Genomic DNA, 14,786 nt, shown 5'->3' with positions numbered 1-14,786 from the left:
AAACAGCAGTGCTACATGCCAGGCGACCACTGCTTCCGAACGTTGAACGTGGGTAGGGCTCACCCTACCCACGCACACGGTTCAGGCTACCGCCAACATGCCCTGCTGGGGTTCCCAGTACGGCGCCTCTTGAGCGAACGCCACACCCGGGGCAGGGGCGAAGGCTGCCATGGCGTGCACCAACTGGCTGGCATGTGACGCCGCCTGACGGTCCGCACCGCCGCTGGGTCCGTCTACCGTATCAACCATGGAGGTTGGGGCAGTCGCCGCAAGCAAGCCGGCAAGTGGGCTCGCCAGGGGTTGAGGCGTTCCGGTCTCCATCGGCAAATGCTCACTGGCGAAAATAAAATCGCCAGCGTCCAGTTGCGCGGCCTCCAGAGCATCGAGGTACAGCAGTTTTACCGGCTCCCCCGCGCCTCGCAGCATTGGGGAGCTCACCTCCACACCGTGAATTTGCGAAATGCCATTGATGGTGCCACGGTTCAGCTTTTCCACCGAAAGCTCCTCAAAGCGGGTAACACCGACCTGGCTCAGGTCAATTTTGTCGACCCCATGGCGGAAGCCACGCAGAGCGTTTTTGTAGTTCTGAGCGTTGGGCTGGTGGCTGATCACGAAGTGATCGGCGCTGGCACTGTCACGGCTGTACACCTTACCGGCCAATGAGAAAACGAATTGGCCGTCGTCACCCGTGGTCAGGCTCACCCCTGCGCCACCACCATTGAGCACAACGATACCCGCCTGCGCAATTTCTCCAGTCGGAACCGGCGCGCTGTTCACATAGCGGGCGGGAGCGACGAAGTGGTCCTGGAACTGAAAGTGTGCGGCACCGAGCTGTTCCACGGTTTGCTGTGCAAGCAGGATGTGCTGGCCGTTGCCCAGCTCTACCCGCACATCCGCTTCCTGCTGGTTCAGGGCGAGGTCGGCAAATGACTTGCCGGTAAAACCAACCAGGTTGATCACCTCACCTTTCGCCGGCTCGAAACGCTGCAAGGTGTCCTGGCCACCCTCACGACGGTGAACCACGAACAGGTCCTGGCCGCCGCCGCCGGTGAGGCTGTTGTGCCCTCTGCCGCCGTCGAGCAACGCGTCGGCGGGGCCCGCCACCAAGGTGTCGTTGCCGTCGCCACTCACCAGGTTGTGGATTTCGGCCGGGTTTGCCAGAGCCAATGCCGCCCCAGCGATGCTGGCGCTACCGGTCTCCAGCGAAACGCTGACATCGCCACTGACTGCAGCGGCATTCAGGGTGTTACGCCCGCCTGCGGAGCCACTGCTCGCATCATCCAGCGTCCCACGGCCAGCGGCGCTCGCCAGCGACTGGGCGAATTCGTCAGTGTAGAAGTAGGTGTCGTCTGCAGTGGCCTCACTGCCGTACAGGCGCAGTGCCCAGTTGTTGAGCGTCACGGGTTCACCATTGGCGGCACTGTTTACCTCAAGTGTCCAGACGCCAGCCGAGCGCTCACCCCAACCATGGGTGCTCATGAAACTGTATTTGAAATCACCGGTACGGGTGCTGCCCACATCGCTGTCGCTGGCCCCCTCCATGCCTTGCGGCACCTTGCCAGCGCGGTCGAGCAGCGTGCTGCGGGTGCCGTCAGGCGAGACCAGGGTCACGGTAAGGTCACCGAGCCGGCCAACGGTGGTATCCAGGTCGACTTCAACGTGCTCGACCTTCACCCCTGCTTCCATCTGCAGAGTGTTGACCAACTGGCCGCCGCCGCTCAGGGCCAGGCCCAGAGCGCCGCTACCCGCTGCGAGCATACGCTCGTCCTCTCCCGTACTGCGGGCCATCCAGCTTTCGGCCAAACGCACGGCCGCACGAGCATCCACGTTTCCGAAGCCATAATCGTGGCTGGCATGCATACCACCGCCGTTCCAGTTGCGCGCACCGTTGTCGTGCCATCCGGCGTCGCCTTCAGCCACCCGCCGGGCAGACAACGCAAGAATCTGCTGCACATCGCGATAGCCCAGGTTGGGGTTGGCCTCAAGCATCAAGGCGACCACACCTGAAACGATCGGTGCGGCGAAGCTGGTGCCTTGCATGCTGCTGTAATCATTGCCGAACGTAGAGCCACGATCGGTTTCCACCTGCCGGCTGGTCGACAACACATTACTGCCAGGCGCTGACACCAGCAGGCTGGCACCAGGGTTCGAGAACGGCGTGCCCCCCACCTGCAAGGTAGACAGGTCACCTTTGGCGTTGATCGCCCCCACCTCGATCGAGAAGCGGTTGTTATTGGTCAGCGAACCTTGGGCGCTGCCACCTTTGGCGCGGTCATTGCCGCCGGCGGTGACGATCACCGTGCCCAGCCCTCCGCGGCCGTTGTGCGCGGCGTAACGCGCATTGCTCGCCAAGGCCGCCGCCGTGTTGACACTACTGCCATTTAGGTTGCCAAGCGCGAAGTCGGTCTGAAACCCCCAACTGTGGTTGGCAATATCATGGTTGAGCATGTGCCCCAGGCCTGTGAGGTCATCACCTTTGTTCGCCAGGTAATAGCCGCTCAGGGTCGCGCCGTGGGCGACACCCACACCGCCCTGGCCGTTGCGCGCCGCAACCATCACCCCGGCAACCATGGTGGCGTGGGTAGAGGCCAGGCCAGGCAGCACCCCTTTCTCGCGTTGGGACGCAAGCCAGGTGGGGTCCACGTTGGCCACCAGGTCCGGGTGCTGAATGTCGAAAGTCTCCGGTGCCGTGGCAAACTCGCCGCCTGGCTCGAACATGGCGATGCGTACGCCCTTGCCGGAGTAGTCCTGCCACACCGGGAGCACCCGGCTGTCGCTCAGGTACCATTGCTGGGCGGCCAATGGATCATCGGGCATGCCGGGCTCCAGCAAGGTCACACTGGCGCGCATCGGCGCACTCTGGCCGTCCCCCAGGTTGACCACAGCTGCTGCCGGGTTGCCCGCCGCATCGACGATCCCGTACTTGAAGCTCATCATCCCTGTGTAACCGGGCTCCGGGGTGAACAGTACATCGCCTTGCTCGGTCAGGCTCACCGAGCCGCCCATCGCATCACCGACGCTGTCCAGGCGCAGGCCTCCCTGGCTGGCCAGCAACAGGTCATTGGCAACCAGGGTGGCGGCGCTGATCAACTGCGCGCGGCTACGCTCGAAAGGCTCGCCCTGCTGGTTGGTGCGCAGCACATCGGCCACCGGCATGGCGTTGGGCAACTGCAAATCGACTGCGCAGATGTTCGAGAAATTCAGCTTCTGGATATTCTTCAAGGTGGCGGTGCCATCCCGCCCGGCAACATTGTCGGCGACCTCGAAGCCTTCGTCGGTTCGCGTAATGCGGTACTCGCCATGGGTGCCATGCAGGGTAACGATGTCGACTCCGCCGCCACCATCGATCGTTGCATTACCGTGGCCCACCTCGATCACATCGTCACTTGGGCCAGCGACGATCCGGTCATTGCCCCCACCGGCGTGGATGATGCTGCCGCTCTGTGCCCCGTAGATGGTATCGCCGTTGGGGCCGGCATAGATCACCGCCTTGCCACTGCCACCGATGATACTGTTTCGGCCGCTGCCCCCCACCAGCACGTCGGTGCCGCCACCGCCAATCATCACCGTATCGCCGGTGCCTCCCTTGAGGAACACGCTCGCGTAGCCGCCGCTGACCAACCTGTCATTACCATCACCGCCCTGGGCGATGGTCAGGCCGGCCTTGGCCATGTTCAATTCCACACCTCTTTGCCGACGATGATGGCGGTGTCACGGCCGCCGTTGCCGTGAATGTTCGCTGGGGCGTCGGACGCGCTGATGACGAACACGTCGTCACCGGCACCACCGTTATAGGTGTTGCTACCGGCACCACCGGCGAGCCAACTGCCAGCGGGCGCTGCGGTCAAGGTGTCGTCACCGCTGCCGCCATAGAGGTTATTCACCCCCAGCACTGCCGCATCCAGGGTTTGCGCGGTATCGCTCTGGCTGGCAAAGGCGGTGATCGTGCGGCTGTCGTTGCCGCCGGTGGTAGAGGTGATGCGCACGCCGCCTTCCTCACTGGCGACGCGGTTGCTCACAGCTTCGCTGACGAAGTCTACGGCCAGCATCTCCCGCGCTTGGCCATTGGCGGTAAACGTCCCGCTGGCGACCACGCGGTTGCCGTCGCGGGCCTGCGGCTCTCGGCCGGTGGGGCTCACCGTGAGCTGGCTGATGCCCAATTCGTCCAGGGTCTTGAGTTCACCGCCATCGACCTTGGCATCGTGGCTGCTGTCCACCCATACCCGCAGCTTGCTCCAGACCGGGTCGCTCGGGCCGATCACACCGTCCTGGTCGGCGTCCTCACTGGCCAGCGCAGCGAAGCCGTCCTTGAAGCGCCTCTCACCCGCCGCCCCGTCGGCCCCGGCCTGGCCGCCGTAGTATTCGGAGAACATCTGGCTGGCATTGCTGACCTGCCCACTGCCGTCGTCGACCACCAGCATGCCGGTGCTGGGGCCCGCCCAGCCGCTACGCTTGAGGGTGCCGCTGTGGTCGGTATCGAACAGCACGGCGTCGCTCAGGTCAGTCATGCGCACGCCTTCGCCGGTCAGGTCCAGCAGCAACGGATCGACATAGGTGTTGAAGCTCGCCTGGGTGGAAAGGCCGTTCAACGTCGTTGCGTTGCGCAGGCTGAAGTCCGGGCTTTCGGCGTCTGGCGCGGCGTAGAACGACGACAGATGCGCATTTGGCCGGGGGTTAGGGTCAGTCTGCACTTCGCCCGGGCGTACGCCGCCGCTGGCCATGCCGGCCATCTGGGTCGAGGCGAAATCGCTGTCGCTGAGCAGATTGCCCGAAGCGAAAACATTGTCCGTTGCCGTGTTCTTGATGAAGCCGTTGGAGACGTCTTGCTGGGCTTTGCTCTCTCCTTCAACGCGCTGTTGGGGTTGTGGGGAGGTGTTGATTTCGACGTTGATGGGGCTTGGGATGTCAGGCGCGGCTGTAACGTCGTCAGCAGTGAGCCAACGGCTTTGCTGACCGTCCTTCGCCTGATAGTGATCGCCGTGGCGATCAAGGTCGTGAAGGACGATATCGGCGCCGTAGTTGTATAGGAGCCTGTTGACATCGTCGATGTTTTCGGTTGGAAGAAGGTCGCCATGATAGTCAGTAGGATTATAGCCAAGGATATGTAGCGCTTTGAAAACGAAGTCTACACAGCTATTGCTAAGAACGTTGTATTCATCGCTATTAAATCCGTACTCCTTGGGTGAAATTGAAAAATTAGTCAGCGTAGTAAATTGTTCTTCTGTCAGTTCTATATCCATTTCATAGGTGGTCTGGCTGTAAGCGCGATCGTCATTATTGGTAACTGCGCCTTCACCAAAAGGTGATCCGAGTTTCGATGCGAATCCATAGCTCTGAGGTTCATCCACGCCATCTTCCAAAGAGTACCACATGTGGCCCCCTGAAGACTCGACTACATCACCCGCTTTATGATCGCCTTTATCGGCCTGATATTGATATGGAGATCCTGCCTCTGCAACTTTGAAGGTCACTCTATATCTTTTCTCTGCACTCATCTTTTCATCCTCTTGGTTAGAATATTAAACTTTCGGGTTGTGGTAGGAAAAGTAGGCAAATATCTCGATGGCTTTAAACTCTGCGGTATCATGCAATGTACGCATTTCTACAACATAATCACCCGGCGGCAGATTCAGTATGCGAACTGCACGTAGCGAGGTTTCAAAGTGCCGACCCTCCCACCAAAACCCTTTATGCCAAAATGTCCCTGCAGTACGCACGTTTTGATCCAGCATCAAAAACCCGTTTCGAACAATCCGGATATTCATGTCAATTCCAACACCGTCTCTATAGGAGTCACCCCAAATAATCTGCTGCTCCTTAATTTTTTCGAGAACGTTATCTTTTACAAGCATAAGTGAAAAGCTGTAGTTGCCTGAACGCCTTACGGTGAATTGAGCTGACACCTCCTGCCCCGCACGGTATGCCTCAAATGGCTTGATTATAGAAACGGGTTCAGCACAGGCCTGGAGCAACAAGCAAGCGCCCACAACTAATACAGTTTTCCATACTCTTCTAAGAGAAAATTTGAAAACGATCATACTTTGCTCCTTTACAAGCAGTTTCGGATATCCGTTTGGCACATGCTGCACCCCCACCAGAGCATTGGCGCACTGGGTGATGAGGCGTTCCATGACCACGAGGATATTCATGGTTGGAAAAAGTGCGCACTTCAGCTCACCTATATTCGCTTGGTAATGATATGCATACCCTGCTGCAAAAAACTTGGAGGTCGACATGGGGCTTTTCGGCGCACCAAACTTTTTACTATCATGGTTAAGGCATCAAACTTTCGGGTTGTAGTAGGAAAATTCAGCAAATGTTTGAATACCCTTAAATGCTGGGGTATCAACTATCGTGCGCATTTCTACAACATAATCACCTGGCGTCAAATTCAGTATACGAACTGCGCGCAGTGAAGTTTCGAAGCGTCGACCCTCCCAACGAAACCCTTGATGCCAAAATGTCCCTGCAGTCCGCACGTTTTGATTCAGCATCAAAACCCCGTCTCGAACAACCCGGATATTTATGTCAATTCCAACACCGTCTCTATAGGAGTCACCCCAAATAAGCTGCTGCTCCTTAATCTTTTCGAAAACATTATCTTTCACAAACACAAGTGAAAAGCTGTAGTTGCCCGAGCGCCCCACGGTGAATTGAGCTGATACCTCCTGCCCGGCACGGGACACTTCAAATGGCTTAGCTATAGTAACGGGCTCAGTACAGGCCTGGAGCAATAGACAAGTGCCCACCACCAATACAGCTTTCCATACTCTTTTAAGATAAAACTTTAAAACGGTCATGCTCCGCTCCTTTACAAGTAGTTTCGGATATCCGCCGAGCACATGCTGCATCCCGCGCCAGAGCATTGGCGCATTGGGTGATGAGTCGTTCCCTGACTGCGAGGATATTCATGGTTAGAAAAAGTGCTCCCTCAAAATCACCTTTATTCAATTGCTACTGATATACACGCCCTGCTTCAGCATCCCTAAGGGGCACAATGTATATTTTCATCGCACACATTTTTAAATGACTCAAACTTTCGGGTCGTCGTAGGAAAACTCAGCAAACGTCTCGATATCTCTGAACTCTGGCGTCTCACGCAATGTACGCATTTCGACAACATAATCTCCCGGAGGCAACCCAAGAGTATGAACTACACGTGCTGAGGCATTGATGTGTCGACTTCCCCAATAAAACCCTTGGCCCCACGATGTCCCTACAGTACGTACGTTTTGATTCAGCATCAAAACTCCATCTCGAATAATTCGAATATTCATATCAATTCCAATACCGTCTTTATAAGGGCCACCCCAAATGATCTGTTGCTTCTTGATGTCTTCAAACACAGGCGCTTTCACGAACATAAGCGAAAAACTGTAGCCACCCGAGCGCCTCACAGTGAATTGTGCAGATACCACCTCCCCGGCACGAGACACTTCAAACGGCTTTCTTATGGAAACGGGTTTGGTGCAGGCCGCGAGAAACAAGCACGCACACATGACTACTACAGCCTTCCACGTTCTTTCAAGCGACAATCGGAGAACCAGCATCTTCCGCTCCTTTACAAGTAGTTTCGATTACTCATCGGGGCTCGCGCCCCTACACTCAACATGCGAAGCCTTAACCTCCGTAGGGCGCAACTAGGTTGCGCGACGCGACGACCGTGAACCACTCAAGAACTTTGCGGGTGTGTAAATCTCCGCGTCGCCCGGCGCAGCCGAGCTCCTACGCAAAAATCTGGCATTCCCCTGAAGCCTCAACTAACGCTCTCCCAAACTTTCACTCACCACCACCTTCAAAGGGCTCAACAAATAATCCATTACTGTTCTGCGCCCTGTTTTTACTTCCACTTGCACCGCCATCCCCGGGCTCAACTTGCGCTCCACCCCCTCCACCATCAGCGCGTCCCGCGCCAGGGCGACACGCATGCTGTAATGAAGCGCGCCGTGTTCATCGGCGATCGCATCGCGAGAAACCGTGCGCACCGTGCCGCCCAGCAACCCGTATTTGGTGAACAGAAAAGTCTCTACCTTCACTTTCGCCGCCTGGCCGGCGTGAACGAAGCCGATGTCCTTGTTTTGCAGGCGTGCTTCGATTTCCAGTGGGGCGTTGTCTGGCACGATCACCATCAACGGCTGGGCCTGGGTGACCACGCCGCCCGTGGTGTGCACGGCCAGTTGCTGTACGGTGCCGGTGACCGGGGCGCGCAGTTGAGTGAGGCGTAGGCGGCGTTGGGCTTTTTGCAGTTGGCTGTGCAAGGTGGTGCGTTGCACAGCGCTTTGTTGCTGCAGCTCCAGCCATTGCCGACGGGTTTGTGCATTCAGCCAGGCAAGGTGGGTACCGGCCTGGCGGTGGGCGGCGCGCAGTTCTTGCTGGCGTGCCTGTTGTGCCTGCTGCTCGCGCTCTTGCTCGATCAATGCCTGCTGTTTTTCCAGCAGGGCATGCTGGGGCACGTAACGCTCGCTGTGCAGGCGCTGATCATCGGCAGCCAGCTGCTGCGCAATGGGCAGAGAGCGCGCCAATGCCGCTAGGCTGGCTTGCACTGCCTTTAGTTGCGCCTGGCGCTGGTCGATGTCGGCCTGGGCTTTGTCGACGGCACGGCGCCACTCATGGTATTGGCTTTGCACCCAGCGCTCTGCGCCTGCCCGTTGTTCGGCGGGGATGCCGTCGACCTGCACCGGCGGCGGCGGGAGGTGATTGTCGGCGGCGAGCAACAGCGCACTGGCACGGGCGTAGTCCACCTGGGCAGCGAGCCACTCGCTGTTCAGGCGCGTCACGTCTGCATGGGCGTCGCCGGCGTCCAGCGTCAGCAGTATGTCGCCGGCCTGCACGGTTTGGCCGTCACGTACGTGAATAGCACTGACGACCCCGGCCTCGCTGGGCTGGATAAGTTTGCTGTTGCCGCCTTGCACCACTTTGCCGGCTGCGGTTGCAACGACATCGACCTTGCCGAACACCGCCCATAGCAGCGCCAGGGCGATCAAAGCCAGCAGCACTCGCAGCGCCAGGCGCGGCGCAGGGTGAGCCGGGGTGTCGCGCAAGGCCAGCGCGGCGGGTTGAAACTCGAGCTCAGCCCGCTGCAGGTTTGGCCCGGCCATCTGCACGCGCTGCGCCCACGCCTGTTGCCAGGCTTCGCGGTAGCGCGCCATCAGTGCGCGGAAACGCTGCCTGCGGTTCATAGGCCACCGCCCTGTTGCAACTGGTGCAGGCGCGCGTAGATGCCGCCGGGCACACTCATTAGCTGCTCATGACTGCCTTGCTCGGCCAGCTGCCCACGCTCCATCACCAGAATGCGGTGGGCATGGCGCACGGCACTGAGGCGGTGGGCGATAATCACCACGGTGCGGCCGTCACAGATGTGCTGCATGTTCTGCTGAATGGCCCGCTCGGATTCGTAATCCAGCGCACTGGTGGCTTCGTCGAAGATCAGGATGCGCGGGTCGCCCATCAACGCGCGGGCAATGGCAATGCGCTGACGCTGGCCGCCGGACAGTGACGCCCCCTGCTCACCCACGACTGTGTCGTAGCCTTCGGGCAGCTCCAGAATGAACTCGTGGGCGCCCGCCAGTTGTGCAGCCGCCATCACCCGCTCAAGCGTGGCGGCAGGGTCGGCCAGGGCGATGTTGTCGCGCACCGAACGGTTGAACAGTACGTTGTCTTGCAGCACCACGCCGATCTGCCGGCGCAGCGAGGTGGGGTCGGCCACGGCCAGGTCACAGCCGTCGACCAGCACACGACCGCTTTCCGGCACATGCAGGCGTTGCAGCAGGCGGGTAAGCGTGCTTTTGCCAGAGCCGGAGCGGCCCACTACGCCAATCACTTCGCCCGGCTGGATGGCGAAGCTGACCTGTTGTAGCACTGCGCTGGCACCCGGACGGTAGCGAAAGCTGACCTGATCAAACTGCACCGCGCCGTGCAGGCGTGGCAAAGGGCTGCGTGAGGCTTGCTGCAGCTCCGGCGGCTGGTCGAGGATGTCGGCCAGCCGCTGCATCGACACACCGGCCTGCTGAAACTGCGTCCACAACTGCGCCAGGCGCATGATCGGCTGTGCCACCCGGCCAGCCAGCATGTTGAAAGCGATCAATTGCCCCACCGACAACTCACCGTCGATGACCAGCCGCGCGCCCAGCCATAAGGTGGCGACGGTCACCAGTTTGCCCACCAGCCCCACCCCTTCGTTGGCCAGGGTGTTGACCCACTGAGTGCGAAAGCTGGCCTTGACGTACGCGGCGAGCTGGTCGTCCCAGCGCCGGGCGATGTTGGGTTCCACCGCCAGTGCCTTGAGTGTGCCGATGCCGCTGAGGGTTTCGACCAGAAATGCCTGATTCTCGGCACCCCGGGCAAAGCTCTCGTTCAAGCGTGCACGCAGCACAGGGGTGATGAGCACTGCCAGTACGATGTACACCGGCAAGGACAACAGCACCACCAGCGTCGAGCCAGCCGCTGTACACCCACATCACGGCGATGAACACCACCGAAAACAGCACATCCAGCACCACGGTGACGGTACTGCCCGTCAGAAACGCGCGAATGTTTTCAAGTTCGCGGACCCGGGCGATGGAGTCCCCACCCGCCGTGCCAGGAAGTACCCCAGCGGCAAATTCAGCAAGTGGCGGAACATCCGCGAACCCAGTTCGACGTCCATACGGCTGGTGGTGTGGCTGAACACATAGGTGCGCAGCACACCCAATGCGGTTTCGAACAGCATCACCGCCAACAGGCCCACAGCAATCACGTCAAGTGTCGACAGCCCTTGGTGCACCAGCACTTTGTCCATCACCACCTGGAAGAACAAAGGCGTGGCGAGTGACAGCAAGTGCAACACCAGTGACACCAGAAGGACTTCCAGCAACAGGCTGCGGTGCTTCACGACCGCTGGGATGAACCAGCTGAAGTCGAACCGGCTGCTGCCGGCGCTGGCGGCCGCCTGGGTTTGCAGCACGATCACTTCGCCGCTCCAGCGCTGTTGCAACGCGGCAAGGGTGATGGTCTGCGCGGCCTGGCAAAGAGGATCGTGGATGAGCACCTCATCGCCCTGCACGCGGGCGACGATAAAGAAACCACCGTCAACGCCCAGGGCAATCGCCGGCCACGGGAAGCTCGCCAAGGTGCCTTGGCCAGGCGCCAGCGACCTTGCCTTGAAACCATGGTGCCGCGCAGCGGCGATCAAACGGCTCGCGTCGAAGTGCCCGCCATCTGTATTGAACTGATGCGACAACTGCTGGGCTGACAGTGCGACTTGATGCAGCTGCGCCATTATCAACAAGCAAGCCAAGCCCGTGTCTGGAGACTGTTCCCCGAACATTTTTTATTCTCTTTAACAGTTTCTTACAGTTTTAAAAATTCAAACTTCAGGCCAATCACCATTCGCCAAAAGTTGTGCATTCAACGCCACGACATCTTCGCGTGTTAGGGGTGCTACGGCATGTTTCAGTTTCAAATGACTGACCCATACATCGAGCCTTGCGTGTTCTCTATCACGTTGAGCGCTGTACCAACGACGCTCTGCTTCAATAACGTCCTGCGTATTGCGCGTGCCCAGGTCGCGACCCACCCGCGTCGCCTTCAACAACTGCATGGCTGAATATTCGGCCTCTCGATACGCTTTGACTTGCTGGCGGGCAACACGCCATTCACTGTGGTAGACACTGACCTGAGTCGCGATTTCCTGACGCAATGCCGCCTGCTCGTACTCGGCCGCTTGCAATTGCGCTGCTGCTGCGCGCACGCGTGACTGCGTGCCGCCCCCGTCGAACAGTGGCACATTCAATTCCACTGCCCACAGGGTTTGCGACAATCCGGGTGCTGTTCGGCTTCCGGTACCCGACAAATCGCTGCGGCTATGGCTGACCACAGCATCGAGCGTCGGAGCATGGGCACCACGGGCCGCTTTCACGGCGGCCCCTGCCGTGCTTACCTGCGCCTCGGCACGTTTCAGCGAAGCGCTATGCTGTAACGCCTGGGCCAGCAGCGTGCCCGGCGTATCTTCCAGCACTTCGACAGGCTCAATGGCTAACGGCCGTAGCGTTTGCGGCCGTAACCCGGTGAGTTGCCGGAGCTTCGCCTGAGTTGCCGCCACCGCGTGGCCCGCAGACGCCGATTGCGCCCTTGCCTGATCCAGCGCCGCACGGGCTTCAGCCAGGTCGACGATGGTAGCCATGCCGCTGATCAAGCGCGCATGGGTCGAAGCCACATGCTGCGAGAGCCCTTGAACCTCCTGCTGAGCGCTATGGGCTGTTACCTGCGCCTTGAGTGCTTGGCCATAGGCTTGTGCGACCTCCAGGACGAGGCCGCTGATGGCAAGCACATAATCCAGCTCGGCCTGCTCAGCCTCATGGCCCGCACCTTCGAGCCGGTACCAGCGTGCAGCGTCGAACAAGGGTTGACGCAACGCTGCGGTGAGCCTGGGCGCTTGATACGTACCTGCCATCCCCTCACCTCCATGGCTACTGACCTGCTGATACGCCACACCCGCTCGCAGGTTCGGCAGCAGTTGCGCTTTCGCCTGGGGGATTACTTCCACGGCCTCGCGCCTTCTCGCTTCAGCCGCCGCCAGGCTCGCGCTATTCAATAGAGCTGCCTCATAGACATTCAGTAAATCTGTTGAACGGCTCTCTGCTTGCGCTCCCTGCGCCAGATTCCATAAAAACACCGCTAACATGCATCGCCACATATGAAATCTCACTCGATAGCAATATCTACCACACACTTACCAAATTAAGCTAAACCGGACGAACAGATAAATCTTAAGACCATGATTGACGAGACGAAAACCAGTATCTTATGCCGAGATGTTTCTTACAGATATTTCATCGAATACATATTTTGCAACTCTGGCTTTACATTAAAAACATCCGTTGCTGATTATTTCAATGATGCCGAAAACGGCTCCGTCTCTACATCTCCGGGAAACTCCCGAAAAACTTCGTAGATCTGCTCGAAAAGCCCTAGTCAGCAATTGCGTTATCAAACATATTACTTGCGCAGGCTATTGGAGAAACGCAGCCTGGCAGCGGGGATTCTGGAGGCGATCAATCAATACCCTGGCAGCCAAGGTCAGATTTGGCCAAGGATCACGCGCAGATGATCACTTGGTTTGCCTTACCGAATGTGTGGATGGCGCGACGACGTATATCGGAGATGGCAGAACAAGTGCGTCGTAATCAGGCGAATGGCTCTGGACAGTCGCAGGCAGGGCGGATTAACGGTTTTTCAGCTTGTCTCTGGGCGGGTTGAAGCTGGGGATTCGAGTACTTCAGGCCATCCCCAGCTTCTGCTTCATCAGTACCACCGCGCCTCACCCGCAGGCCGCTTCTTGAAGCGCTTCATGCTCCACATGTACTGGTCGGGGTATTCGCGCACATAGCGCTCCACCACCGCGCTCATGGATGCCACGGCCTCTTCGGTGTTTGCGCTGTACATGCCTTCCGGCGCGGCTTCGATAATCACCTTGAAGCCGCTGCCGTCGGGCAGGCGCAGTGCGTGCAGGAATACACCCACCGCCTTGCCGCCGCTGAGCATGTTGGGCACGAACTTGCTGGTCAGGGCGAGCGTGCCCAGAAACGGCACGAACAGGCCGGCGGATTCGGCCGGTTCCGGGTCTGCCGGGATGCCGACCTGGCCACCTTTGCGCACTTCCTTGATGACGCTGAGGATGCCTTCCTTGGTAGAGGGGGCGACGCGGTTGCCCAACTGCACGCGCTGTTTGCGCAGCAGGTCGTCCACGGCCTTCTGCTTCGGCGGCCGGTAGAAGATGATCGGGTTACACTGATGGCAGTAGAAGTGGTTAAGCACTTCCCAGTTGCCCAGGTGGCTGGTGATGCCGACTACCCCCTTGCCGCTGGCCAGCGCCGCCTGCAGTACTTCGAGGCCCTGCACTTCACGCACCAGTGCCAGCGAGCGCTCGGCCGGCCAGATCCAGGCGCAGGCGCTCTCGGTGAAGGAGCGGCCGATGCCTTTAAGGCTGCGCCCGACCAGTTGCTCACGCGCTGCGGGGTCCATTTCCGGAAAGCATTTGGCCAGGTTTATGCGCACCACCTCGCGGGAGCGGTTCGGCAGTTTCCACATCAACCAGCCGATACCAGCGCCCACGCCTTGAACGGCGCGCCAGGGCAGCAAGGCGAAGGTTTTGAGCGCGCCCACCAGCAGGGCGCCTTTGAAGGTTTCCACAGCATCGTCCCGTCGCAGCTTTCGGTTGCGCGGCATTCTAACCGATGCGCGCTACCCGGCCAGCGGTGCGTAGCGATCGCAGTCGGTGGTGTGGTCCATCACCATGCCACTGGCCTGCATGAAGGCGTAGCAGATGGTCGGCCCTACGAAAGTGAAGCCAGCCTTCTTGAGGGCTTTGCTCATGGCGCGCGCTTCTTCGGTTTCTGTGGCGATGGTTTCGCGGCCAGCATGGTGGTTGATGATGGGCTGGCCGCCGACGAAGCTCCACAGAAAGGCTGCAGGGTCAGGCAGCTCCAGCCAGGCCTGTGCGTTGCGCCGGGCAGCCTTGAGCTTGAGCAGATTGCGGATGATGCCGGGGTCTTGCATGCGCGCTTCGATTTCTTCGTCGGTCATGCGTGCCAGGCGCACCGGATCGAAGCCGAACAGCACCTGGCGATAGCGCTCACGTTTGCGCAGCACTGTGATCCAAGACAGCCCAGCCTGGAAGCCTTCGAGCAGCAGCAACTCGAACAAACGCCCTGGGTCCCGCAACGGCACGCCCCACTCCTGATCGTGGTAAGCCTGATAGAGGGGGTCATCGGAACACCAGAAACAACGGGGCATCTTGCCGTCCTTGG

General features: G+C 59.4%; 9 protein-coding genes and 1 pseudogene. All 10 read right to left on the bottom strand.

Annotated elements, in window-relative coordinates; all coding sequences use genetic code 11:
- Positions 1-81: 81 nt before the first annotated feature.
- The 10 genes and pseudogenes from LN139_RS21465 to LN139_RS21415 all read right to left on the bottom strand — a co-directional run bounded on the left by LN139_RS21465 (position 82) and on the right by LN139_RS21415 (position 14,772).
- Complete coding sequence (locus LN139_RS21465) at positions 82-3,672, bottom strand: S8 family serine peptidase (RefSeq protein ID WP_236356788.1); 3,591 nt, start codon at positions 3,670-3,672, stop codon at positions 82-84.
- Positions 3,673-3,674: 2 nt separating this feature from the next.
- Entirely contained in the window at positions 3,675-5,471 is a 1,797-nt protein-coding gene (locus tag LN139_RS21460; protein ID WP_236356785.1) for a hypothetical protein, read from the bottom strand.
- 48 nt (positions 5,472-5,519) lie between these two features.
- Complete coding sequence (locus LN139_RS21455) at positions 5,520-6,236, bottom strand: DUF5625 family protein (protein ID WP_236356783.1); 717 nt, start codon at positions 6,234-6,236, stop codon at positions 5,520-5,522.
- Between the two features lie 45 nt (positions 6,237-6,281).
- Positions 6,282-6,800 (bottom strand): DUF5625 family protein, encoded by a 519-nt coding sequence (locus LN139_RS21450; RefSeq protein WP_236356781.1) that lies wholly within the window; start codon positions 6,798-6,800, stop codon positions 6,282-6,284.
- Between the two features lie 231 nt (positions 6,801-7,031).
- Positions 7,032-7,550, bottom strand: a complete 519-nt coding sequence (locus tag LN139_RS21445) for a DUF5625 family protein (RefSeq protein WP_236356778.1) — start codon at positions 7,548-7,550, stop codon at positions 7,032-7,034.
- A gap of 210 nt (positions 7,551-7,760) precedes the next feature.
- Positions 7,761-9,179 carry an HlyD family type I secretion periplasmic adaptor subunit gene (locus tag LN139_RS21440; RefSeq protein ID WP_236356776.1) on the bottom strand — a complete coding sequence of 473 codons (1,419 nt, stop codon included), beginning with the start codon at positions 9,177-9,179 and terminating at the stop codon, positions 7,761-7,763.
- Positions 9,176-11,305: pseudogene (locus tag LN139_RS25885) on the bottom strand (type I secretion system permease/ATPase). Before LN139_RS25885 ends, LN139_RS21440 begins: the two are co-directional and overlap by 4 nt.
- Positions 11,306-11,344: 39 nt before the next feature.
- The gene (locus LN139_RS21425) at positions 11,345-12,661 is read right to left on the bottom strand and encodes a TolC family outer membrane protein (RefSeq protein ID WP_236356773.1); all 1,317 of its coding nucleotides are present in this window, start codon (positions 12,659-12,661) and stop codon (positions 11,345-11,347) included.
- A 620-nt stretch (positions 12,662-13,281) separates the two neighbouring features.
- Positions 13,282-14,169, bottom strand: coding sequence for a lysophospholipid acyltransferase (locus tag LN139_RS21420; protein ID WP_236356763.1), 888 nt, complete (start codon positions 14,167-14,169; stop codon positions 13,282-13,284).
- 51 nt (positions 14,170-14,220) lie between these two features.
- Positions 14,221-14,772 (bottom strand): DNA-3-methyladenine glycosylase I, encoded by a 552-nt coding sequence (locus tag LN139_RS21415; RefSeq protein WP_236356761.1) that lies wholly within the window; start codon positions 14,770-14,772, stop codon positions 14,221-14,223.
- Positions 14,773-14,786: the final 14 nt, after the last annotated feature.

The sequence above is a fragment of the Pseudomonas sp. KNUC1026 genome (genome assembly GCF_021650705.1).
GTDB lineage: Bacteria > Pseudomonadota > Gammaproteobacteria > Pseudomonadales > Pseudomonadaceae > Aquipseudomonas.
This window is presented reverse-complemented; position numbering and strand designations above follow the sequence as displayed.